The sequence below is a fragment of the Pseudomonas sp. PDM02 genome (assembly GCF_014852285.1).
Taxonomy (GTDB): Bacteria; Pseudomonadota; Gammaproteobacteria; order Pseudomonadales; family Pseudomonadaceae; genus Aquipseudomonas; species Aquipseudomonas migulae.
In genome coordinates this window covers 31794-54154 of the sequence record NZ_JACVBL010000013.1, presented here as the reverse complement: position 1 = coordinate 54154, position 22361 = coordinate 31794, and the positions used below count along the sequence as shown (strand labels likewise).

The window sequence follows — 22361 nt, the reverse complement described above, 5'->3', positions numbered from 1 at the left end:
CTTATTTCTCCATCGGCGTGGCGTCGCGGCCGCGCAATACGATGTCCCAGCGGTAACCGAGGGCATAGGAAGGGATGGTTTTTTCCAGGTCGAAACTGGCGATCAAGCGCTCTTTGGCGCTGGTATCGGGCACGCAGTTGTAGATCGGGTCGTACGCCAGCAACGGGTCGCCGGGGAAATACATCTGGGTGACGAGGCGCGTCAGGATGCTCGGCCCGAACAGCGAGAAATGGATGTGCGCCGGACGCCAGGCATTGTGGTGGTTGCCCCACGGGTAAGCGCCGGGCTTGATGGTCTGGAATTGATACCAGCCATCGGCGTCGGTCACGGTGCGGCCGGTACCGGTAAAGTTCGGGTCCAGCGGCGCGTCGTGCAGGTCGCGGGCATGGTTGTAGCGACCGGCGGCGTTGGCCTGCCAGATCTCCACCAGAATCCCCGGCACCGGCAGACCGTTTTCATCCAGCACGCGGCCGTGAATGATGATGCGCTCGCCCAGCGGCTCGCCCTTGTGCTGGGCCGTCAGGTCATTGTCCTTCTCGTTGACGCGTTCGGCGCCGATGGTCGGACCGGTAATTTCCGACAACGAATGAGGCAAAAACACCAACGGCTTCGACGGTGAGCGACGGTTGGTGGATTGATACGTCGGGTGCAGGTACTCCGGCTGGGTGCCTTCCTGCGGGCGACGGTAACCAGGCTTGTCAGTCATTTCGCTTTCCTCAGTTCTTATTGTCACTGCTGTGGGTCAGACCCGTTCGATGGCCAAGGCCAGACCCTGGCCAACACCGACGCACATGGTCGCCAGACCTTTCTTGCCACCGGTTTTTTCCAGCTGATGCAACGCCGTCAACACCAGGCGCGCACCGCTCATGCCCAGTGGATGGCCCAGGGCAATGGCGCCACCGTTCGGGTTGACCTGCGCCGCGTCGTCCGCCAGGCCCAGTTCACGCAACACCGCCAAGCCTTGGCTGGCGAAGGCTTCGTTGAGTTCGATCACATCGAAATCGCTGACCGCCAGGCCGAGGCGTTCGGTCAGCTTGCGCACTGCCGGCACCGGGCCGATGCCCATGACACGCGGTGCGACACCGGCGCTGGACATGCCCAGCACTTTGGCGCGAGCGGTCAAACCGTGTTTCTTCACGGCTTCGGCCGAGGCCAGAATCAGTGCGGCCGCGCCGTCGTTCACACCCGACGCATTGCCGGCAGTGACGGTTTTGTCGGGACCGTTGACCGGTTTCAGTTTGGCCAGGGTTTCCAGCGTAGTGTCGGCGCGAGGATGTTCGTCCTGGCTGACGACGGTTTCACCCTTCTTGTGGGCAATCCGCACTTCAACGATTTCTTCCGCGAAAAATCCTGCAGCTTGCGCGGCGGCAGTCCGCTGCTGACTGCGCAGGGCAAACGCGTCCTGATCCTCGCGGGACACTTCGTAATCGTCGGCCACGTTGTCGGCGGTCTGCGGCATCGCATCGACACCGTATTGCGCTTTCATCAACGGGTTGATGAAACGCCAGCCGATGGTGGTGTCTTCCAGCTTCATGTTGCGCGAGAACGCCGCATCGGCCTTGCCCATCACGAACGGTGCGCGGGACATCGACTCGACGCCGCCGGCAATCGCCAGTTCCATTTCACCGCTGGCGATGGCGCGGAACGCGGTGCCGATGGCATCCATGCCCGAAGCGCAGAGGCGATTGAGGGTCACGCCCGGAATGGTTTCCGGCAGGCCCGCCAACAGCAGCGCCATGCGCGCCACGTTGCGATTGTCTTCACCGGCCTGGTTGGCGCAGCCGAGGAACACCTCGTCCACGGCGTTCCAGTCCACCGAAAGGTTGCGCTCCATCAAGGCCTTGATCGGCACGGCGGCCAGGTCGTCGGCGCGAACCGCCGACAGGCCACCGCCGAAACGGCCGATGGGGGTGCGAATCGCGTCGCAGATATAAACGTCACGCATCACGCTTCTCCGGGTGCTTGGCCGTGGGCGGCGGCGGTGCGGGCTTCCAGATCCCTGAGTGCCTTGAGTTCAACCTCGGTCGGCTCGGCGGTGTGTTCAACAGTGTCAGCGAAACGAATCGCCCAACCGGTGGCCGCAACCACTTGCTCGCGGGTCACGCCAGGGTGCAACGCCGTGACCACGAATTCATGGGTGCCCGCTTCCGGTTCCATGATGCACAGGTCGGTAATAATGCCGACCGGACCGGCGCCCGGCAGACCCAGACGCTTGCGCGAGTCGCCGCCCTCGCCATGGCCGACCGAGGTGATGAAGTCGAGCTTGTCGACGAAGGAACGCGACGACTGTTTAAGGATGATCAACACGCTTTTGGCCGAACCGGCGATTTCCGGCGCGCCACCGGCGCCCGGCAGACGGACTTTCGGTGCGTGATAATCGCCGACCACCGTGGTGTTGATGTTGCCGAAGCGGTCGACTTGCGCGGCGCCGAGAAAACCGACGTCGATGCGCCCGCCCTGCAACCAGTAGCGAAAAATCTCACCGGTCGGGACGACGGTGTCAGCGGTTTCCGCCAGTTCACCGTCACCAATCGACAGCGGCAATACACTCGGCTTGGCACCGATCGGACCCGATTCATAGATCAGGACTACGTCGGGCGAGGACGTCAGCCGCGCCAGGTTGGCCGCTTTCGACGGCAGGCCGATGCCAACGAAGCACACCGAACCATTCTTCAGTCGGCGAGCGGCGGCAACGGTCATCATTTCATTGGTGGTGTAAGTCATTACTTCGCCTCCGAAGCAGCGGCCAGCTTGGCCTGGAACTCGCTGAAGTCAGCGCAGCCATGGATGTACTCGTTGATCCACGCGGTGAAGGTTTCACGGTCGCGGGCAATCGGGTCCCAGGCCTGATAGAAACGGTTGTCACGCTCGTTGTAGCCGTGGGCGTAGGAAGGATGCGCACCGCCGGGAACATGGCAGACAGCGCTCAACGCCCAGGTCGGCAGCACGCAGGAGTTCATCGGTGCGTTGAGGTCGTCGACGATTTCTTCAACGGTGACGATGCAGCGCTTGGCGGCCAGTGCGGCTTCTTTCTGTACACCGAGGATGCCCCAGAGCAGCACGTTGCCTTTACGGTCGGCCTTCTGCGCGTGGATCACGGTGATGTCCGGGCGTACCGAAGGCACGGCGGCCAACACTTCGCCGGTGAACGGGCAGGTAACGGATTTGATCAGCGGGTTGACCTTCGGCAGGTCGGAACCGGCGTAGGCACGCAGCACCGCGAACGGCAGGCCGGAGGCGCCAGCGACGTAGGCGTTCGCCAGGTCGGCGTGGCTGTGTTCTTCGATTTCCAGCGGGTGCGGCCACTGCTTCTCGACCGCATCACGCAGACGGTGCAGCGAACCCACGCCCGGGTTGCCGCCCCAGGAGAAAATCAGCTTGCGAGCACAACCGGCGCCGATCAATTGGTCGTAGATCAGGTCAGGTGTCATACGTACCAGCGTCAGATCTTTCTTGCCCTGACGAATGATTTCATGACCCGCCGCCGTAGGGATCAGGTGAGTGAAGCCTTCGAGCGCAACGGTATCGCCGTCGTTAACGAATTGCTTCACCGCGTCGTGCAGCGAAAGGATTTCAGCCATGGGGCAGGCTCCCGTTTTGTTATGAACCGACAGTGGTAGAAAAAGGCGCGATGCGCGCGCCGGAATGACTAGAGAGTAAGCCCCATAAAATCGCCAAACAATCCGATAATCGACTGAGTGTTCGTTTATCGAACAGATTGTTGTTTGGCTACCGATCCCAAAAAGCTTCGCGGGCAAGCCTCGCTCCTACAGGTTCAGTGATTACCCGTAGGAGCGAGGCTTGCCCGCGAAGAGGCCATCAAACCCACTGAAGATTCTGAAACCCGGACTCAGGTCGCATCCGCATGGCTGACCATGCCCTTGATCACCACCGCCGTCGTCGCCAACGCCGCCGGAATCACCAGCGCCGTCAGCACTTGTTCAAAGTTCCAGCCCAACCCCAGCAACGTCGCGCCCATCCACGCCCCGAGGATCGCGCCAAAGCGGCCAATCCCGAGCATCCACGACACACCCGTCGCCCGCCCTTGAGTCGGATAAAACCGCGCCGCCAAAGAAGGCATCGCCGATTGCGCGCCGTTGACACACATCCCCGCCACCAGCACCAGGGTTGCCAACAGCGTGATGTTGCCCAGGCTCTGCCCTACTGCGTAGGCAAACACCCCCGCCAGCAGGTAGAAAGTGCCGATGACTTTGTGCGGATTGAACCGATCCATCGCCCAGCCCACGCCCACGGCGCTCAACACACCGCCGAACTGGAACAGCGCGCCGATGAACGCCGCTTGCTCCATGCTCGCGCCACTGTCACGCATCAGCGTCGGCAGCCAACTGGTCAGCAGGTAAACGATCACCAGGCCCATGAAGTAGGTCAGCCACAACAACAAGGTGCCGGTGCTGTAAGTGCCGGAGAAGATCACCGCAAACACGTTGCGCGCCTTCACGGTTTTCTGTTCCGGCACACTGAAGCTGGATGCCTGAGCGACAACGCTCGGATCGATCGGCGCCAGCGCCTTGCGTACCTTGTCGGTGCCGCGATTGCGCACAACCAGGTAACGCGCCGATTCCGGCAGCCAGAGCAGCAAAACGACGGTGAGGATCAGCGGCAGAATTCCGCCGATCAGCAACAGGCTGTGCCAGCCGAACGCCGGAATCAGCTTGGCCGAAATAAACCCGCCACCGGCCATGCCGAGGTTGAAGCCGCAGAACATGCTGGTCACCAGCAGGGATTTTTTGCGCTCCGGGGTGTATTCCGACAGCAACGTCGTGGCGTTCGGCATACCGGCACCGAGGCCCAGGCCGGTCAGGAAGCGCAGCACCAGCAATTGATCGACATTGGTGCTGTAAGCCGACGCCAGGCTGAAGGCGCCGAACAACAACACGGCGCCCACCAGTACGACTTTTCGCCCAAAGCGGTCAGCCAACGGGCCGGAACCCAGTGCGCCGAAGACCATGCCGATCAACGCCGCACTCATCACCGGACCGAGGCTGGCGCGATCGATGCCCCAGTCCTGGGACAGTGCTGGCGCGATGAAGCCCATGGCCGCGGTGTCGAGGCCATCGAGGAAGACAATCAGGAAACACAGGATCACCACTCGCCACTGGTAGCGCGAAATGGGTTGAGCATTGATGAAGGACTGCACGTCGAGGCAGTTTCCTACAGCAGACTGAGGCTGGTTCATTATTTTTATTCCACGCAAGAACGCAGTCGGACAGGTGCCAGCCTAGGCTGGCGCTGCCGCGACATTAGTGATCCTGGGGAAAGTGCGTCAATTCGTTAAACGCGAGTCTGGGCGATTACCGAACAGCTTAGGCAAACAACTGGGCGCTGAGGTTGCGGCTGGCCGCCAGCAGACCCGGCAGGAACCGTTGCTCCAGCTCGTTGCGGCTGACCCGGCCGGCGTGCGTGCTGACGTTGAGCGCCGCCACCACTTGCCCGGAAGCGTCGTACACCGGAACGGCAATCGAGCGCAGGCCTTGTTCCAGTTCCTGATCGACGATGCACCAGCCTTGTTGCCGTACTTCCTGCAGGCACTCGAGCAACGCTTCGGGGGTATGCAGAGTGCGACTGGTCTTGGCTTGCAGGTCGGCATGGTCGAGGTATTCGCGCAGCGACGTGTCGTCCAGTGCCGCGAGAAGAATCCTGCCCATGGAGGTGCAATAGGCGGGCAAGCGTCCGCCCACCGACAGGTCCACCGAGATCAGACGCTGAGTGGTCGCCGAGCGGGCGATGTACAAAATGTCGTCGCCTTCCAGCGTGGCCATGTTGCAGGCCTCATGAAGTTGCTCGCTCATGCGGTCGAGGTAAGGCTGGGCCGACACCGCCAACGGGGTCGAGGACAGATAGGCATGGCCGAGGGTCAGCACTTTGGGCAGCAGCGAATAGGTGCGACCGTCGGTGGTGGCGTAGCCGAGTTTGATCAGGGTGTGCAGGCAACGTCGCACAGCGGCGCGGGGAATTTCCGTGCGGTGACTGATCTGGGCGATGGTCAAATGCCGTTTGCGCTCCTGGAACGCTTGCACCACGGCCAGGCCACGGGCCAGGGACGTCATGAAATCCGGGTCGCCGGTCAGGGCCTGGATCCGCTTGGCGGGCGACGCGACTATCGGCGGCGCTACTGAAGCGAAGGAATTGCGCATTTGCTCGTTCATATCAGGTCCTTTTCCCACACGGATCGGCGAAGGCTATTACATGCGGCGCCGGGTTCGGCGCACAAGCCACAGGCAGCCAAGATCGGGCGATTATCGAACGGCCGACCGATAATCGCAATCAGCCCTATGGACGCGACAGACGCTGTGCAGGTTTCGGCTCGCCCTCTATTACATGTTTTACCTTTGCTTGAACCCGCCGTTAAAGCACCCCATATAAGCTTTAACTTGTTCGGCTTAATGACGCCAGAAAGACATCACTGCTAAGTGACCACAAAACTTTCAAGTAACAAAACAATCACACATTGCCATTCATTTTTAACTCCTTGGCGATAGTGTTCTGCAAATCGACCGCTATAATGCAATTCAGTGACCCCTCGGTTTTTACTTGCCGATTGCGTCACCCGGCAGCACGATGTTCCATCGCGGCTGCCCGCAGCAAGTGCCTGTCGTTCATTTCATATGCTCCGCCAGCGCGCTCGCTGAAACAGGAAACTGATGCTACGTCAGCCGTTTTGCTCTGGTGCCGTGGCCGCCTGCAACATGGAAGTATTGATTGCCGTGTCGTAAAACGATGCCTTTGCGGGCATTGTCCTTTCGGCGAGCGTGGTCAATGCATTTGCTGCAGCGCGATTTACCAGAATTAATCTCAACCCATACAGGTAGCACTGTGACGAAAGACGAACTGCGCGCGGAACTTGAGCGCCAGGAACAACGTTACAAGGAAGTTTACGGCGGGGAAGTCACCACCTACGCCGCTCAGCCCGAACCGGAACGCAAACCCTGGCGTAAACGCGCCACCGTTCAGGATCAGGCTTTTTCCCAGGAATTGCAGAAGATGGAAAAGGAACTCAAAGCCGAAGAGCCATGATTGCCCCGGCCTGATTCCTTTCAAGGGCCCGCGCCTGCCCCCGTTAAAAGCGGGAAGCAATGATGTTGCCATTCGCGCCCGCTACGAGCGGGCAGCGGCCTCCTCATCCATCTGATGAGGCAAATGGCTCATGTCTGGCCCTCTTCTCAGATATTTCACACAAGCGTTCAAGTCTCTCGCCTACAAGAGAGAAACCCTTGTGCCTGCGGGCTTTCCAAAGAAATTCAACGACTTGCAAAACCCGGTAAAAACCCGGCGCCTGGGCTATTTCCGCAAACTAATTCGTTGAAGAATGTTACCGATGAGCAGCTAGTGCATCGATTAGCAGTCTTTTCTGGCATAATCGCGCCCCCTTATGACCGGGTCAGAAAACCTTCATGATCGATTTATTCAGCGGACTGGATGCTTGGGTGCTTGTGAGCCTCTTGCTCGCCCTCGCCTTTGTCCTCGCCTTCGAGTTCATCAACGGCTTTCATGACACTGCAAACGCGGTGGCCACTGTTATCTACACCAAAGCCATGCCGCCTCATCTGGCCGTGTTCTTTTCCGGTGTGTTCAACTTTCTTGGCGTGCTGCTGGGCGGTGTCGGCGTGGCGTATGCCATCGTCCACCTGCTGCCGGTAGAACTGCTGATCAATGTGAACACCGGTCACGGGCTGGCCATGGTGTTCTCGTTGCTCGCCGCCGCCATCACCTGGAACCTGGGCACCTGGTACTTCGGTATCCCGGCCTCCAGCTCCCACACGCTGATCGGTTCGATCCTCGGGGTCGGCCTGGCCAACGCCCTGATCAACGACATTCCGTTGGCCGATGGTGTGAACTGGCAGAAGGCGATCGATATCGGTGCCTCCCTGGTGTTCTCGCCAATGGCCGGCTTCCTGGTCGCCGCGCTGATTCTGATCGGCCTTAAATGGTGGCGTCCGCTGTCGAAGATGCACAAGACGCCGGAACAGCGCCGCAAGATCGACGACAAGAAGCATCCGCCGTTCTGGAACCGCCTGGTGCTGGTGATCTCGGCCATGGCCGTGAGCTTCGTGCACGGTTCCAACGATGGTCAGAAAGGTATCGGCCTGATCATGCTGGTGCTGATCGGTATCGTGCCGGCGCAGTTCGTCCTCGACTTGGGCAGCACCACGTACCAGATCGAACGGACTCGCGATGCGACCCTGCACCTGAGCCAGTTCTACAAACGCAATGCCGATACGCTGGGCGAGTTCCTGGCACTGGGCAAAAGCGTGGAAGGCGATCTGCCGGAGAAATTCCGCTGCAACCCGAAACAGACCGAACCGACCATTTCCGCCCTGCTCGACACCCTTAAAGGTGTGGCCGATTACCACTCGCTGTCGGCGGAAAGCCGCATCGAAGTGCGTCGCTACCTGCTCTGCCTGGACGACACGGCCAAGAAAGTCAGCAAACTGCCAAGCCTCGCGGCCCGTGAAAAGGCTGACCTGGACAAGCTGCGCAAAGACCTGACCACCACTACCGAATACGCTCCGTTCTGGGTAATCCTGGCGGTCGCACTGGCGCTGGGCCTGGGTACCATGGTTGGCTGGAAACGCGTGGTACTGACCATCGGCGAGAAGATCGGCAAGCAAGGCATGACTTACTCCCAGGGCATGTCGGCGCAGATCACGACGGCGAGCCTGATCGGCATGGCCAACATCTTCAGCCTGCCGGTGTCCACCACCCACGTTCTGTCCTCGGGCGTGGCCGGCACCATGGTCGCCAACAAAAGCGGCCTGCAAGGTGGCACCGTCAAAACCATCCTGCTGGCCTGGGTCCTGACCCTGCCGGCAACCGTGGGCCTGTCGGCCGGCCTGTTCTGGCTGGCGTCGAAGGCACTGGCCAGCTGATACATCGCTGCAACGAAAAAGGCGCGTTCCGTGAGGTTCGCGCCTTTTTTATTGCTGCTGTTTTAGTGAACACCACTAAGCACGCGAGTTGAGGGGGCGGCGTTGGATGGGGTGCATATCCATTTCTGCGGTAACGGCCGCTTTGGGTTTCGCCCTTACGGCGAGTCACTTGGAAGAGCCCCAAGTAACCAAGGGCTCTTGCCCCTTTCGTTCGGTGCCTCGCCTAGGCTCGGCATGCCCTCGCTCCGGTCCTGCTCCGTGGGCCCGCCGCCATCGGCCATCCCTGGCCGGGGGCGGCTAACCCGGCATCCATGCCGGGTTGCCCACTGCGCAGAACCTCCACTCGGCCTCTCGAGGGGGCGCTCAGATCAAAAGCGGAAGGCGAGCTAACGCTCGGCCTGATGAGTGGTGAAAATCAAAAGCGCACGCGATTCCCTGTAGGAGCGAGGCTTGCTCGCGAAAATCGTTTGGACACCGCATTCATTCAGACAGCCCGCGTTAACGTTGACGTCCATCGCCAGCAAGCTGGCTCCTACAGGGGAAATGCACATGTTTTCGGTATGTCCACGATCTCCTGTAGGAGCCGGCTTGCTGCGGGCGGCGTTCCGACGATAGCGGTGGGTCAGTCAACGTATGTATTGGCTGGACGGACGCCATCGCCAGCAAGCCGGCTCCTACAGGGGATCGGTGTACATATCCGGAATGAGTGAACGCAGCAGAGAAGGAGAACGCGGACATCAAAAGAGCCAGGTCGGCTTTCAGGCCGCCTCGGCGGGCTGTGGCGGTAGTCGCCCCCTCGAGAGGCCGAGCGCAGGTTCTGCGCAGTGGGCAACCCGGCATGGATGCCGGGTTAGCCGCGCACGGCCAAGGATGGCCGATCGCGGCGGGCCCACGGAGCAGGACCGGAGCGAGGGTATGGCGAGCATTAGCGAGCCACCGAACGAAAGGGGCAAGAGCCCTTGGTTACTTGGGGCTTTTCCAAGTGACCCGCTGTAAGAGCGGAACCGATAGCCGCCGTTACCACAGAAACGGATATGTCCCCCACCCAACAACCTACCTGAAACCCCCAGGCCGTTGCCCAACTCAGAACCCCCCACCGCCAACCCACACAAACCACCAGATTTTCGCAGGCAAAAAAAAAGGGCAACCGAAGTTGCCCAAAATGCCTTGCGTGCTCATTGCATCCAGAAAGACCTACGGTTTTTTCCGTTTGTGCGAATCTTTCCAGATAAAAAATCCAAACCCTGCGAAAAACAGAACCATGAGGCCGACTGTCAGCACTCCGGCGATCACCACGTTGTCGAAAAACATGACTGGCCTCCTGCACTTGCCCTGTTGCGATGGGGCTAAGTTAACCAATCAGGCAGGAGAGGAAATTGACCGGGATCAATATCGCCCGAGACTGGGCGCAAAGGAGGGGGAAAACTGATCTGCATCAACGGATGCGAGGGGTTTAACGCTTTTTCGGTTTGCTCTTTGGCTTCTTCTTCGCTTTGCCCAATGGCATTGCCTGCTCGAATGCCTGCCGCACTTCATTCAGGCGTTTTTCGTTGAGGTCATGAACACGCTTGGCGCGTTCGGAATTGAGGTCGATCAGTTTGTCGTCTTGGCTCATGGTCTTCGGTGCATCGCGTGAAATGAAGTTCAACTGCCGCATTGCTCGGCAGGATTGCGCCAATAATGCGGTCTGGCGCCCGCGCTGACCAGTCGCCTGCGTAACAGCGGCTTAACAAAATATGTGCTCACGGCGTTTTTTCAACGCACAATCGCGACTTTGCGATGGACCCAAAGGACCCGCGCCGTGGAACTGCACCAGGATCTGCCTCCCTTGATGGCCCTGCGCGCCTTCGAGGCCGTGGCGCGCCATTTGAGTTTCATCAAGGCCGCCGATGAATTGTCGGTGACCCAAAGTGCAATCAGCCATCAAGTGCAGAAACTGGAACAGTTCCTCAACCAGCGGCTGTTTATCCGCCGCACCCGGGCCATCGATCTGACGCCTGCCGGCGAAGCGTATTACCGGCAGATTCAACCGGCTCTCACCTCCATCGCCTTGGCCACCCGTGAACTGCGGGGCAATGAGCACCAGGAAAGCACCCTGCGCATCGGCCTGCTCGCCTCGTTCGCCACCCTGTGGCTGGCGCCGCGCCTGGCCAGTTTCAACGCGCGCCACCCGCACATTCATGTCGAACTCCTGCCCTCGGTGCAACTGGCCGACGTCAGCGGCGGCGAAGTCGACCTGGCCATTCGCTACGGCAAAGGTGGCTGGCCGAAAGTCCAGGCCCGGCGCTTTATGGTGGAAACACTGACCCCGGTCTGCAGCCCGGCGTTCAAGGCCAAGGGCACCGACCAAGGCCCGCTGCTCATGGCCAAGTCGCACCAGCCGTTCGAGTGGATCGACTGGAGCGCGCACAACGCCATCGACCTCAGCCATTGCCCCAGCGTCATGCTCCATGACTACAACATCGTCGTCGAAGCCGCCGTGGCCGGCCAAGGCATCGCCATGGGACGTCATCACTTGATCGAGCGCCGACTCAAGGACGGCTCGTTGGTAGAAGCCTTCTCCACCCCGCCGTTCATTAGCGATATCGGCTATTGGCTGGTCACGCCCGAGCGACCGCCGAGCCACGCAGCACAATGCTTTAGTGAATGGCTGAATGAGATGGCCAACATCGCACACAAATCTCACGGCGACTGAAGTTCAAAATTGTGGGAGCGGGCTTGCTCGCGAAGGCGGTGTGTCAGTCGCCATTTATTTTGCCTGACCCACCGCCTTCGCGAGCAAGCCCGCTCCCACATTCGATCTACGCATGAGCCAATTGAATACGTCGGATTAAATCTATCCGTTTGTCGCACTCCCCGTCCGCCAACATGCTGAAGCCTTCATTCAGGAGGATTCACCATGACCGATTCACTCGCCCACCGCGTCCAGCAACTTGGCCTGAGCCTGCCGACACCGAGCCAGCCCATCGCCAATTACGTCAACCACGTGGTCAGCCAGAACCAGTTGTTCATTTCCGGTCAGATTCCGTTACTGGACGGCAAACCGGCATTCATCGGCCGATTGGGAGAGTCGATCTCCGATGAAGAAGGCGCCAACGCCGCCGAACTTGCCGCGCTGGGCCTGCTCGCACAATTGAGCGATGCGCTCGGTGATGACCTGTCGAAACTGGTGCGCATCATCCGTCTTGGCGTGTTCATCGCCAGCGCCGCGGATTTTGCGCGTCAAGGTGCGGTCGCCAATGGCGCGTCCAACCTGTTGGTCAATGCCCTCGGCGAAAAAGGCCGGCATGTGCGCACGGCTGTCGGCGTATCGAGCCTGCCCGGCGGCGTGGCCGTGGAAATCGACGCGATTTTCGAGCTGCGTCCATGAACCTCGACGAAGTGGAGCGTTTGCGAGCGGCGACGCCGGGGTGCGCCAGCGTGATTCACTTCAACCACGCCGGCGCCTCGTTGCCGAGCCAGGCCACCCTCGACGCGATCATCGAGCAACTGCGACTCGAAGCCCGCTGCGGCCCCATGGAGGCCGCCGACCAGAGCGTGCAGGCCCGCGCTCGCAGTGCGGCGGCCCTGCTGCTCAATGCAAACACTGAAAACATCGCGTTCGCCAGCAGCGGTTCGGCTGCCTGGGGCATGGCATTCAATGCATTGGGGCCATGGCAGGACGGCGAGCGGATTTTGGTCGGGCGCCATGAATGGGGCGGCAATCTGGCCTGCATCGCCGGGGCCGTCAGCGCCGGGGCGCGGCTGGAGGTGATTCCCTGCGATGAGACGGGCGCCGTGTCCGTGTCCGCCCTCCAGCAGATGATCGACCCGAAGGTGAAGCTGATCGCGCTGACCTGGCTGCCGGCCAACGGCGGCCTGATCAACCCGGCCGAGGCCATCGGCGCCGTGGCGCGCCAGCACGGCATTCCCTACTTCATCGACGCCGGCCAGGCGCTGGGGCAATTGCCCTGCGATGTGCAGGCGTTGAACTGCGATGTGCTCAAGGGCGCCGGACGCAAATTCCTCCGTGGCCCGCGAGGAACGGCGTTGTTGTACATCAAACCGGGGTTTCTCGAACGTCTCGTGCCCGGCCATCTGGACGTGCTTTCCGCACCGTGGGACGGCGAAGGTTTCTCGGTGCGTGACGATGCGCGGCGGTTTGAAACCAGTGAAGTGTCGGTGGCTTTGCTGGCCGGGCTGGCCAATGCGCTGGAGGAGTTCAACCACTTGGGTGCAACCCGGATTCGCCAGCGGATCGAGGGCTTGAGCGGGCAACTGCGCGAACGCCTTGAGTCGGTCAGCGGGCTGACGCTACACAACCTGGGGCCGGCGAATCAGCAATCAGGCTTGGTCGCCTTCACGCTCAAGGGTTGGGACAGCGTTGAATTGAAGCAGCGGCTGGCGCAACGAGGGATCAACATCGGCGCCAATGGCGTCGCCTATACGCCGCTGGATATGCAGGCCCGAGGGCTGGACAGCATCGCGCGGATTGCCGTCAGTTACCTCAATACCGAAGAAGAAGTGGATGTACTGCTCAACGCCCTCAACGAACTTTCCCTCATCAAGGACTAAATCTGAATGTCGACCCACAACCCCTGACGCGGCTCGTCGTCCATCAATGGCGCGACCGGCACGGTGTTATCCGCGTTGAGCTCCGTGCCGGGAATTGCCAGGTGCTCTTCAGGATCTTCATCGGCTTCACGGCGACGGCGTTCCTTTTCCTGCTTGCGGCGCTGTTCCTCGCGCAGCTGAAACGCTGCCTCTTCCGGATCGCGCTGTTGCAGGTCGATCGTGCTTTCGTTGGAGCTTTCCTGCACCGGTACAACAGGCGGAATATCCGGGCGCTGGCGGATCGGGTCGTGCTGTGAAGTGATCGGCACGGCACTCAAGGGGAGCATCGGTGGCAGCATAATTATTTGTCTCCTGTCAGCAGGCTGTCGGCTGCGGGGATGGCGACTTGAGCCATCGGTCGCAAACTGTGACCGGATTGGCACTAACAAGTGCCCCGGCCCGCGCACGTCTCAAGCGGTGGACTAACGTAAGACTGTGAGTTTTTCTGAGAGTCCTTTGGCCCTGAAGCCCTCATTCCGTTAAGATAGCCCGCTTTTTCAAGGTGGGAGTCAGGCAGCATGGCGCAGCAGTATCAACCGGGGCAACGCTGGATCAGTGACAGCGAAGCCGAGCTGGGTTTAGGCACCGTTCTGGCACAGGACGGCCGCTTGTTGACCGTGCTCTATCCGGCCACTGGCGAGACTCGCCAGTACGCGCTACGGAATGCGCCCCTCACCCGCGTGCGTTTTTCGCCGGGCGATTCAATCATTCACTTCGAAGGCTGGAAACTGACCGTACAGGAAGTCGACGACATCGACGGCCTGCTGATCTACCACGGTCTCAACGCGCAGAACGAAGTGGTCACCTTGCCGGAAACCCAGCTGTCGAACTTCATTCAGTTCCGACTGGCCAGCGACCGTTTGTTCGCCGGGCAGATCGACCCGCTGGCCTGGTTCTCGCTGCGCTACAACACCCTGGAACATACCAGCCGCCAGTTGCAATCCTCGCTATGGGGCCTGGGCGGCGTGCGTGCGCAACCGATCGCGCACCAGCTGCACATCGCCCGTGAAGTCGCCGACCGCATTGCGCCGCGGGTATTGCTGGCAGACGAAGTGGGCCTGGGCAAAACCATCGAAGCCGGTCTGGTGATTCATCGCCAACTGCTCTCGGGCCGCGCCAACCGCGTGCTGATCCTGGTGCCGGAAAACCTGCAACACCAGTGGCTGGTGGAAATGCGCCGCCGCTTCAACCTGCAAGTCGCACTGTTCGACGAAGAACGCTTCATCGAAAGCGATGCCGCCAACCCGTTCGAGGACACCCAGCTCGCGTTGGTCGCCCTGGAATGGCTGGTGGAAGACGAAAAGGCTCAGGACGCGCTGTTCGCCGCCGGTTGGGACTTGATGGTCGTCGACGAAGCCCACCACCTGGTGTGGCACGAAGACAAGGCCAGCCCTGAGTACTCGCTGGTCGAACAGTTGGCCGAAGTCATTCCCGGCGTATTGCTGCTGACCGCCACCCCGGAACAACTGGGTCAGGACAGCCACTTCGCGCGTCTTCGCCTGCTCGACCCGAACCGTTTCCATGACCTGCACGCCTTCCGTGCCGAGAGCGAGAACTATCGCCCGGTGGCCGAAGCCGTTCAGGAGCTGCTCGACAAGGGGCGCCTGTCGCCTGAAGCGCACAAGACCATTCACGGTTTCCTCGGCAACGAAGGCGAAGCGCTGCTGAGCGCCGTCAATGATGGCGACACCGAAGCCAGTGCCCGCCTGGTCCGTGAACTGCTCGACCGCCACGGCACTGGCCGCGTGCTGTTCCGCAACACCCGCGCCGCTGTGCAGGGTTTCCCGGAACGCAAACTGCACCCGTACCCGCTGCCGTGCCCCGACGAATACCTCGAACTGCCGTTGGGCGATCACGCCGAGCTGTACCCGGAAGTCAGCTTCCAGGCCCAGCCGGACGCCAACGAAGAAGAACGCTGGTGGAAATTCGACCCGCGCGTCGAGTGGCTGATCGACCAGTTGAAAATGCTCAAGCGCACCAAAGTGCTGGTGATCTGCGCCCACGCCGAAACCGCCATGGACCTGGAAGACGCCCTGCGCGTGCGTTCCGGTATTCCTGCGACGGTGTTCCACGAAGGCATGAACATCCTTGAGCGTGACCGCGCCGCCGCTTACTTCGCCGATGAAGAATTTGGCGCGCAAGTGCTGATCTGCTCGGAAATCGGCAGTGAAGGTCGCAACTTCCAGTTCTCGCACCACCTGGTGCTGTTCGATCTGCCGTCGCACCCGGACCTGCTGGAGCAGCGGATCGGTCGTCTCGACCGGATCGGCCAGAAGCACATCATCGAACTGCACGTGCCGTACCTCGAAACCAGCCCGCAAGAGCGCTTGTTCCAGTGGTACCACGAAGCGTTGAACGCTTTCCTCAACACCTGCCCGACCGGCAACGCCTTGCAGCATCAGTTCGGCCCGCGCCTGCTGCCGCTGCTGGAAAATGCCGACGACGGCGAGTGGCAAGCGCTGATCGACGAGGCTCGCACCGAGCGTGAGCGCCTGGAAGCCGAGCTGCACACTGGCCGTGACCGCTTGCTGGAACTCAATTCCGGCGGCGCTGGCGAAGGTGATGCGCTGGTCGAGGACATCCTCGAGCAAGACGATCAGTTCACGCTGCCGATCTACATGGAAACCCTGTTCGACGCCTTTGGCATCGACAGCGAAGACCACTCGGAAAACGCCCTGATCCTCAAACCGAGCGAAAAAATGCTCGACGCCAGCTTCCCGCTGGGCGACGACGAAGGCGTGACCATCACTTACGACCGCAACCAGGCGCTGTCTCGCGAAGACATGCAGTTCATCACCTGGGAACACCCGATGGTGCAAGGTGGCATGGACCTGGTGCTGTCCGGTTCGATGGGCAACACCGCCGTGGCGCTGATCAAGAACAAGGCGCTGAAACCGGGCACCGTGTTGCTGGAACTGCTCTACGTCAGCGAAGTGGTTGCACCGCGTTCGCTGCAACTGGGTCGTTACCTGCCGCCGGCTGCGTTGCGCTGCCTGCTCGATGCCAATGGCAACGACCTGTCGGCCCGGGTGTCGTTCGAGACCCTGAACGATCAACTGGAAAGCGTGCCGCGTGCCAGCGCTAACAAATTCATCCAGGCCCAGCGCGATCAGCTGACGCCACGGATCAACGCCGGCGAAGAGAAAATCTTCCCGCGTCACGCCGAGCGCGTGGCCGAAGCGCAACGTCGTCTCGCGGCTGATACCGATGAAGAACTGGCCCGCCTGACCGCGTTGCAAGCGGTCAACCCGACCGTACGCGACAGCGAACTGGTTGCCCTGCGTAAACAGCGTGAACAAGGTCTGGCGATGCTCGACAAGGCAGCGCTGCGACTGGAAGCGATTCGGGTGTTGGTGGCGGGTTAATCGCCCTGCCCCACCTCGCGCAATGAAAAAGGCCCGCAGCGATGCGGGCCTTTTTTTGTCTCGGATAAACCAGACAATCCCTGTAGGAGCCGGCTTGCTGGCGATGGTCGTTAACGATAACGCGTACTGACTGGTTCACCGCGGCGTATTCGAGTCCATCGCCAGCAAGCCGGCTCCTACAGGTCTTCTATTCCAGTTTTTCTAAGCGGTGACCGCCGGGATCTGCGGCTCAACCACCGCCACCAAGCCTTCCTTCATCCGCTTCGCATCCCGCACAAAACACCGCGACGCCATGAACAGGAACACCATCGTAAAGAACAGCGCTACCGGAATCAGGTACATCGCGTCATGCAGGCCAACAGCCTTGAACGCTTCGGTCATCTGTTCGGCGCCGGCCGCCAGCATCGCCGTGTGCGCAAAGTGATCGGACAAACCGCCCACCACCACCGGCCCCAATCCACCACCCAGCAAATACAGCCCGGCAAAGAACAACGCCATCGCCGTGGCCCGCAGGCGTGGTTCGACCACGTCCTGGATGGCCGTGTAAACGCAGGTGTAGAAGTTGTAGGCAAACAACCAGCCCAGACTGAACACCGCCACGAACACCCCGATCTCGATCCGCCCGGCATGCAACGCCCACGCGGTGCACACCGTCGAAACGATCAGGCTGAACGCCGCAAACAGCAGCCGCCCATTGGCCACCCGCTGGTGAATCTTGTCCGCGACCCAGCCGCCCAACGTCAGGCCAAACAGCCCCGTCACACCAACAATCACACCGGTCGCCACCGCGGCTTCGTGCAATGGCATCTGGAAGTAGCGTTGCAGCATCGGCACCAGGAACGAGTTGCAGGCATAGGTCGCGAAGTTGAAACACAGCCCCGCCATCACCAACCACAGAAAGGTCGGCACCGCCAGCACCCGGCGGATCGGCCGGTCCACACGCTCCTGCGAGACCTGCACACTTTCCGCTGCGCCGCGTTTCGGTTCCTTGATGAAAAACATGAAGACCGCCAGGATCAGCCCCGGCACCGCCGCGATGAAGAACGGCGCGCGCCAGCTGTCGAACGCCTTGACCATCCAGCCGATGGTGAAGAACGCCAGCAGCAGGCCCAACGGCAGACCCAGCATGAAAATGCCCATCGCACGCGCACGGCGGTGGGCCGGGAACAGGTCGCCGATCAGCGAGTTGGCGGCAGGTGCGTAACTGGCCTCACCGATACCGATGCCCATGCGCACGATCAGGAAACTCCAGAAACTGCCCACCAGCCCATTGACCGCTGTCAGCCCGCTCCAGGCCGCCAGCCCCCAACCCATCAACTTGGCGCGCGAGCCGGTATCGGCCATCCGCCCCAGCGGCAGCCCGGCAATCGCATAGACAATGGTGAAGGCGGTACCGATGATCCCCAGTTGAAAGTCGCTGAGGTGCCATTCCATACGGATCGGCTCGATGATGATGGCCGGAATGGTGCGATCGAAGAAATTGAACAGATTGGCCAGGAACAGCAGGAACAGAATGCGCCAGGCATTCGCCGCTTGGGTCGAGTTCTGCATGGGTCCGTCTCTTTTTATTGTTTTTGGGGCATCACTGTCCCCGGAACCTGCAATCTAGTCAGGCCCGGTGCAACTGTCTGTAATTATTCGTAAGGCTGATATCAACCCATGGCGCCAGTGGAGCTGGCTTGCAAGCGATGGCGATGCCACATTCAACATTCATGTGACTGATATACCGGTCGTATCGCCCGTCCCACAGTGGGTTGGTGGTGTTTTCCATGATCCGACCAACCGTTGAAAAATACCTCTGTGCCCCCCTTCCAAAGCCCGAGGCGAAGCCTAGAATAGCGGCCTTGTCTGCCACACCATGCCCCCATCCCTCCTTTGATTATCGCCCATGTCCGAAGCCAGTCCGTGTCTGAATTGCGGTGCCTGCTGTTCTCACTTTCGCGTGTCTTTTTTCTGGGGTGAATGCACCTCGGCCGGAGGTGTAGTACCCGATGAACTGGTGGCGCCGATCAGCCCCAGCCGGGTGGCCATGCTCGGCACCGACTGCAAACCGACTCGTTGTGTCGGATTGGTCGGTGAAGTCGGCACCGCGGTGCAATGCTCGATTTACGACCAACGCTCCAGCACTTGCCGCGAGTTCGATGCCTCTTGGGCCAACGGCGAGGCGAATGTGGATTGCGATGCGGCACGAGCCGCCTTCGGGTTACCAGCGCTGCAACCCGATTTACCTTATGAGCAGATCGCCTGAGCCTTAGCCGTAAACGCTATAACACTTATGCCAAAATCATTAGTGCCAATATGCCATCACCGCTGACGCTCTTTGTATGACCTCTATACTCCAAAGCATTCGCCAGCGTGCATGGCGCGGGCCGGGACAAGACGGGGCATGCTATGGAGTGGCTTGGTTTGCATTTTTTTACCGAGCTGACCGCGAACGGGCAAGTTGTCCTCAATTGCACACATGATCCTTTTCTGGTGCTGCTGGCCTATCTGGTCGCCTGTGTGGGCGGCTTCGCCACGCTGGACATGGCCGAACGAGTCGGGCATTCGGAAAACCCGGCGTCACAACGGCTGTGGCGCTGGATCGGCGCCGGATGCCTGGCCGGCGGCATCTGGGCCATGCATTTCATCGGCATGCTGGCGTTTCAGGCGCCGGTCGAGATTCAATACGAACTGCCCGTCACCCTTGCCTCCCTGCTGATTGCCCTGTTCGCCTCGTGGCTGGCGATGCACACCCTCAGTCATCCTCACCTGAGCATCCGGCAGTACATCCAGGCGGCCATTTGCATTGGCCTGGGCATCGCGATCATGCATTACGTGGGCATGGCGGCGATGCGTTCGAATGCGATGACGTATTACGAACCGGTGCTGTTCATCCTTTCCATTGTCATTGCCATTGGCGCCAGCCTCGCGGCGCTGTTGCTGTCGAGTCGATTGCGCGAAGGCTCTGGCCTGCTCCATCAATTGGTCAAATTCAGCGCCAGCCTGGTGCTCGGGGCGGGCATTATCAGCATGCATTTCACCGGCATGGCCGCCTTCAGCCTGGTGTTGCCGACCGGCAGCCCACTGACGTTGCCCGGTGACAACAATCACCTGCAACTGGGGCTGACGGTGGCGGTTATCACGCTGCTGATCATCGGCAGCAGCATCGGCGCAGCACTGGCGGACAAGAAACTGCAACACAAGGAACGCGACCTGCAACGGGTCAACACGCTACTCGGCCAACTGGATCAGGCGCGCATGTCGCTGCAAGAAGTGGCGAACTATGACGCCCTGACCAACCTGATCAACCGCCGCGGCTTCAACCAGATCTTCGCCGAGAAGCTGCTCCAGAAAACCGATGAAGGCGGCATGCTCGCGGTGATGTTTCTGGACATCGACCACTTCAAGCGGATCAACGACAGCCTCGGCCACGACGCCGGCGACGAATTGCTCAAAGTCCTGGCCCAGCACATCAAGAGTTCGGTACGCAGTCACGAAGATGTGGTGGCGCGTTTCGGCGGTGACGAGTTCTGCCTCCTCATCAGCCTGCGTGAACGCGAGGAAGCACGGGCCATGGCCCAGCGCATCATGCTGAAGATGAAGGAACCGATCGAGCTGTCCGGGCGGCGCATGGTCATGACCACCAGCATCGGCATCAGCCTGTTTCCGGAGGATGGCACCACCTGCGAGGAATTGCTGAAACACGCCGACCTGGCGCTGTACCAGTCCAAGGGCGGCGGCCGCAACGGCCTGAATTTCTTCAGCCCGAACCTGAAAACCCGAGCCACGCTGGAGCTGCAACTCGAAGAGGAACTGCGCCACGCCCTGCATGAAAACACCGGGCTGATCCTGCATTACCAACCGATTTTCGACTTGCAAACCGCACAGGTCAGCAAGCTGGAAGCGCTGGTCCGCTGGCAACATCCGGTTCACGGGCTGCTGACACCAGACCGCTTCATTGCCATCGCCGAGGCCAACGGGTTGATTGCCGAGCTGGACAATTGGGTTCTGCGCAAAGCCTGCGAGGACCTGAGCGAGTTGTCACGTCAGGGCTACGAAGAACTGCACATCGCCGTCAACTGCTCGCCGCTGAACCTGGCGCGCGAAGACCTCGCCGATGAAATCGAACACGCGTTGCGGGTTGCCGGAGTGGCGCCGCAGCGACTGGAACTGGAAGTGACCGAGAACGCGCTGATGGTCAACATCGCCAATTCGCTGGTGTTGTTGCGCCAGATTCGCGCCCTCGGCGTGTCGCTGTCGATCGACGAATTCGGTACCGGTTATTCCTCCCTCGCCTACCTCAAGCGCCTGCCGCTCAACTCGCTGAAGATCGATCGCTCGTTCATCCAGGACATTCCCAAGTCGACTCAGGACATGGAAATCGTTCAGGCGATTATCGTCATGGCTCACACCCTGCATTTGCAGGTGATCACCGAAGGCGTCGAAACCCTTGAGCAATACGAGTTTCTCCAGCGCAACGGCTGCGATTTCGTCCAGGGCTACCTGCTCAGCCGCCCGGTGCCGCTGGCGGAACTGCGTCCGGTGCTGAGTGAAATCAACCAGCGCCAACACGGGCACACGATCAGTCCGCTGAGTCCGGTTCGCGGTACAGCTGCACCAGGGTCGACGGATCTTTTTCCAGGAATCCCTGGCTACCATGCAACCGCATCAATTGTGCGGCCAATCCGCTAATGGGCGTGGCCGAACCTTGCTCACGGGAAAATTTCACCGCGGTATCGAGGTCCTTGAGCAGCGTGCGCACGTGCCATTTCACCGGTTCAAAACGGCTTTCGGCCATTTGCGGGGCGAGGATCTGCAACGGTTTTGAATCGGCAAACCCGCCGGCCAGCGCTTCGGCAATCAGGCTGGCCTGCACACCGGAACGTTCGGCCAGCGCCACGACTTCGGCGATGACCAGAGCGTTACAGGCAACGATCATCTGATTGCAGGCCTTGGTCACCTGCCCCGCCCCGACCGCGCCCATATGAGTGACGCGTTGGCCGAGGCTGAGCAGAACAGGCCTGACACGCTCAAGGTCCGCCGCTTCGCCGCCCACCATGATTGCCAGGCTCCCGGCCTCGGCGCCGATAACGCCCCCGGACACCGGAGCGTCCAGCCAGCGCATGCCGGTCTGGCTGGCCAACTGCGCCGACATTTCCCGCGTCGCGGTGGGTTCCAGGCTGGAAAAATCCACCAGCAACTGGCCGCTTTTCCCACCTTCGGCCACTCCGCCCGGGCCAAACACCACCTCGCGCACCACGGCCGTGTCGGCCAGGCACAACATCAGCACATCGGCGTGCCGACACAGCTCGGCAGGCGTGGCAACTTGTCGCGCACCCGCCTCGACCAGCGGCGCACATTTGGCCGGATTACGGTTCCATACAGTCAGCGAAAACCCCGCAGCCAGCAGGCGCCGGCACATCGGCAGGCCCATAAGGCCGATACCGGCAAAACCCAACGAAGGTAGGGTTGACATCATTTGGCCTCCTTTTTCATTAAAGATCGCCAAATATTGGCCGATTCATCATGACTA

Annotated in this window: 19 protein-coding genes; 8 read left to right on the top strand and 11 right to left on the bottom strand. The window is 60.7% G+C overall.

The window, feature by feature from the left end; all coding sequences use genetic code 11:
* Window position 1: 1 nt before the first annotated feature.
* The 6 genes from pcaH to pcaR all read right to left on the bottom strand — a co-directional run bounded on the left by pcaH (window position 2) and on the right by pcaR (window position 6167).
* Window positions 2–706: a protocatechuate 3,4-dioxygenase subunit beta gene (gene pcaH / locus IB245_RS22050; protein WP_008039436.1), complete on the bottom strand. Its 705-nt coding sequence runs from the start codon at window positions 704–706 to the stop codon at window positions 2–4.
* A gap of 36 nt (window positions 707–742) precedes the next feature.
* Window positions 743–1948, bottom strand: coding sequence for a 3-oxoadipyl-CoA thiolase (pcaF, locus tag IB245_RS22045; protein ID WP_192228645.1), 1206 nt, complete (start codon window positions 1946–1948; stop codon window positions 743–745).
* Window positions 1945–2724, bottom strand: a complete 780-nt coding sequence (locus IB245_RS22040) for a CoA-transferase subunit beta (protein WP_008025640.1) — start codon at window positions 2722–2724, stop codon at window positions 1945–1947. The genes pcaF and IB245_RS22040 overlap by 4 nt, the downstream gene beginning before the upstream one ends.
* Window positions 2724–3581 carry a CoA transferase subunit A gene (locus IB245_RS22035; protein ID WP_008025638.1) on the bottom strand — a complete coding sequence of 286 codons (858 nt, stop codon included), beginning with the start codon at window positions 3579–3581 and terminating at the stop codon, window positions 2724–2726. Before IB245_RS22035 ends, IB245_RS22040 begins: the two co-directional genes overlap by 1 nt.
* A 269-nt stretch (window positions 3582–3850) precedes the next feature.
* Window positions 3851–5197 carry an MFS transporter gene (locus tag IB245_RS22030; protein WP_008039434.1) on the bottom strand — a complete coding sequence of 449 codons (1347 nt, stop codon included), beginning with the start codon at window positions 5195–5197 and terminating at the stop codon, window positions 3851–3853.
* Window positions 5198–5324: 127 nt separating this feature from the next.
* Complete coding sequence (pcaR, locus tag IB245_RS22025; protein WP_008025635.1) at window positions 5325–6167, bottom strand: pca regulon transcriptional regulator PcaR; 843 nt, start codon at window positions 6165–6167, stop codon at window positions 5325–5327.
* A 667-nt stretch (window positions 6168–6834) separates the two neighbouring features.
* On the opposite strand from pcaR, the gene IB245_RS22020 reads away from it, so the two are divergent.
* On the top strand, window positions 6835–7035 hold the full coding sequence (locus tag IB245_RS22020) for a hypothetical protein (RefSeq protein WP_007903846.1): 201 nt from the start codon (window positions 6835–6837) through the stop codon (window positions 7033–7035).
* A 377-nt stretch (window positions 7036–7412) separates the two neighbouring features.
* Window positions 7413–8888, top strand: a complete 1476-nt coding sequence (locus tag IB245_RS22015; protein ID WP_008025627.1) for an inorganic phosphate transporter — start codon at window positions 7413–7415, stop codon at window positions 8886–8888.
* A 1194-nt stretch (window positions 8889–10082) separates the two neighbouring features.
* Here IB245_RS22015 and ccoM read toward each other — a convergent pair.
* Entirely contained in the window at window positions 10083–10199 is a 117-nt protein-coding gene (ccoM, locus tag IB245_RS29260; protein ID WP_007906619.1) for a cytochrome c oxidase subunit CcoM, read from the bottom strand.
* A gap of 142 nt (window positions 10200–10341) precedes the next feature.
* Window positions 10342–10503 (bottom strand): hypothetical protein, encoded by a 162-nt coding sequence (locus tag IB245_RS22010; RefSeq protein WP_085988412.1) that lies wholly within the window; start codon window positions 10501–10503, stop codon window positions 10342–10344.
* Between the two features lie 186 nt (window positions 10504–10689).
* Between IB245_RS22010 and IB245_RS22005 the strand changes: the two genes are divergently transcribed.
* The 3 genes from IB245_RS22005 to IB245_RS21995 all read left to right on the top strand — a co-directional run bounded on the left by IB245_RS22005 (window position 10690) and on the right by IB245_RS21995 (window position 13442).
* The gene (locus IB245_RS22005; protein WP_192228644.1) at window positions 10690–11583 is read left to right on the top strand and encodes a LysR substrate-binding domain-containing protein; all 894 of its coding nucleotides are present in this window, start codon (window positions 10690–10692) and stop codon (window positions 11581–11583) included.
* A gap of 204 nt (window positions 11584–11787) precedes the next feature.
* Window positions 11788–12258, top strand: a complete 471-nt coding sequence (locus IB245_RS22000; protein ID WP_008043590.1) for a RidA family protein — start codon at window positions 11788–11790, stop codon at window positions 12256–12258.
* Entirely contained in the window at window positions 12255–13442 is a 1188-nt protein-coding gene (locus IB245_RS21995) for an aminotransferase class V-fold PLP-dependent enzyme (RefSeq protein WP_192228643.1), read from the top strand. The genes IB245_RS22000 and IB245_RS21995 overlap by 4 nt, the downstream gene beginning before the upstream one ends.
* Here the strand turns inward: IB245_RS21995 and IB245_RS21990 are convergent.
* Complete coding sequence (locus tag IB245_RS21990; protein ID WP_008034222.1) at window positions 13439–13780, bottom strand: hypothetical protein; 342 nt, start codon at window positions 13778–13780, stop codon at window positions 13439–13441. The genes IB245_RS21995 and IB245_RS21990 overlap by 4 nt on opposite strands.
* Window positions 13781–13999: 219 nt before the next feature.
* Here IB245_RS21990 and rapA point away from each other — a divergent pair, with 219 nt between their 5' ends.
* Window positions 14000–16846: an RNA polymerase-associated protein RapA gene (gene rapA / locus IB245_RS21985; RefSeq protein ID WP_008034221.1), complete on the top strand. Its 2847-nt coding sequence runs from the start codon at window positions 14000–14002 to the stop codon at window positions 16844–16846.
* A 201-nt stretch (window positions 16847–17047) separates the two neighbouring features.
* Here rapA and IB245_RS21980 read toward each other — a convergent pair whose 3' ends face one another.
* On the bottom strand, window positions 17048–18397 hold the full coding sequence (locus IB245_RS21980) for a spinster family MFS transporter (RefSeq protein WP_008043599.1): 1350 nt from the start codon (window positions 18395–18397) through the stop codon (window positions 17048–17050).
* A gap of 337 nt (window positions 18398–18734) precedes the next feature.
* Here IB245_RS21980 and IB245_RS21975 point away from each other — a divergent pair, with 337 nt between their 5' ends.
* Together IB245_RS21975 and IB245_RS21970 are read left to right on the top strand one after the other, a co-directional pair.
* Window positions 18735–19094 (top strand): YkgJ family cysteine cluster protein, encoded by a 360-nt coding sequence (locus IB245_RS21975; protein WP_032829148.1) that lies wholly within the window; start codon window positions 18735–18737, stop codon window positions 19092–19094.
* Window positions 19095–19237: 143 nt separating this feature from the next.
* On the top strand, window positions 19238–21520 hold the full coding sequence (locus tag IB245_RS21970; RefSeq protein ID WP_192228642.1) for a putative bifunctional diguanylate cyclase/phosphodiesterase: 2283 nt from the start codon (window positions 19238–19240) through the stop codon (window positions 21518–21520).
* Here IB245_RS21970 and IB245_RS21965 read toward each other — a convergent pair.
* Window positions 21411–22307, bottom strand: coding sequence for an NAD(P)-dependent oxidoreductase (locus IB245_RS21965; protein ID WP_192228641.1), 897 nt, complete (start codon window positions 22305–22307; stop codon window positions 21411–21413). The genes IB245_RS21970 and IB245_RS21965 overlap by 110 nt on opposite strands.
* Between the last annotated feature and the right edge of the window lie 54 nt (window positions 22308–22361).

Coding starts and splice junctions, on each gene's coding strand:
- IB245_RS22040 (WP_008025640.1), bottom strand. CDS start 2,724: ATGACTTACACCACCAATGAAATGATGACCGTTGCCGCCGCTCGCCGA.
- IB245_RS22000 (WP_008043590.1), top strand. CDS start 11,788: ATGACCGATTCACTCGCCCACCGCGTCCAGCAACTTGGCCTGAGCCTG.
- IB245_RS21975 (WP_032829148.1), top strand. CDS start 18,735: ATGTCCGAAGCCAGTCCGTGTCTGAATTGCGGTGCCTGCTGTTCTCAC.
- IB245_RS22010 (WP_085988412.1), bottom strand. CDS start 10,503: ATGAGCCAAGACGACAAACTGATCGACCTCAATTCCGAACGCGCCAAG.
- IB245_RS22030 (WP_008039434.1), bottom strand. CDS start 5,197: ATGAACCAGCCTCAGTCTGCTGTAGGAAACTGCCTCGACGTGCAGTCC.
- pcaR (WP_008025635.1), bottom strand. CDS start 6,167: ATGAACGAGCAAATGCGCAATTCCTTCGCTTCAGTAGCGCCGCCGATA.
- rapA (WP_008034221.1), top strand. CDS start 14,000: ATGGCGCAGCAGTATCAACCGGGGCAACGCTGGATCAGTGACAGCGAA.
- IB245_RS21990 (WP_008034222.1), bottom strand. CDS start 13,780: ATGCTGCCACCGATGCTCCCCTTGAGTGCCGTGCCGATCACTTCACAG.
- IB245_RS22015 (WP_008025627.1), top strand. CDS start 7,413: ATGATCGATTTATTCAGCGGACTGGATGCTTGGGTGCTTGTGAGCCTC.
- pcaH (WP_008039436.1), bottom strand. CDS start 706: ATGACTGACAAGCCTGGTTACCGTCGCCCGCAGGAAGGCACCCAGCCG.
- IB245_RS21980 (WP_008043599.1), bottom strand. CDS start 18,397: ATGCAGAACTCGACCCAAGCGGCGAATGCCTGGCGCATTCTGTTCCTG.
- ccoM (WP_007906619.1), bottom strand. CDS start 10,199: ATGTTTTTCGACAACGTGGTGATCGCCGGAGTGCTGACAGTCGGCCTC.
- IB245_RS21995 (WP_192228643.1), top strand. CDS start 12,255: ATGAACCTCGACGAAGTGGAGCGTTTGCGAGCGGCGACGCCGGGGTGC.
- IB245_RS22035 (WP_008025638.1), bottom strand. CDS start 3,581: ATGGCTGAAATCCTTTCGCTGCACGACGCGGTGAAGCAATTCGTTAAC.
- IB245_RS21965 (WP_192228641.1), bottom strand. CDS start 22,307: ATGATGTCAACCCTACCTTCGTTGGGTTTTGCCGGTATCGGCCTTATG.
- IB245_RS21970 (WP_192228642.1), top strand. CDS start 19,238: ATGGAGTGGCTTGGTTTGCATTTTTTTACCGAGCTGACCGCGAACGGG.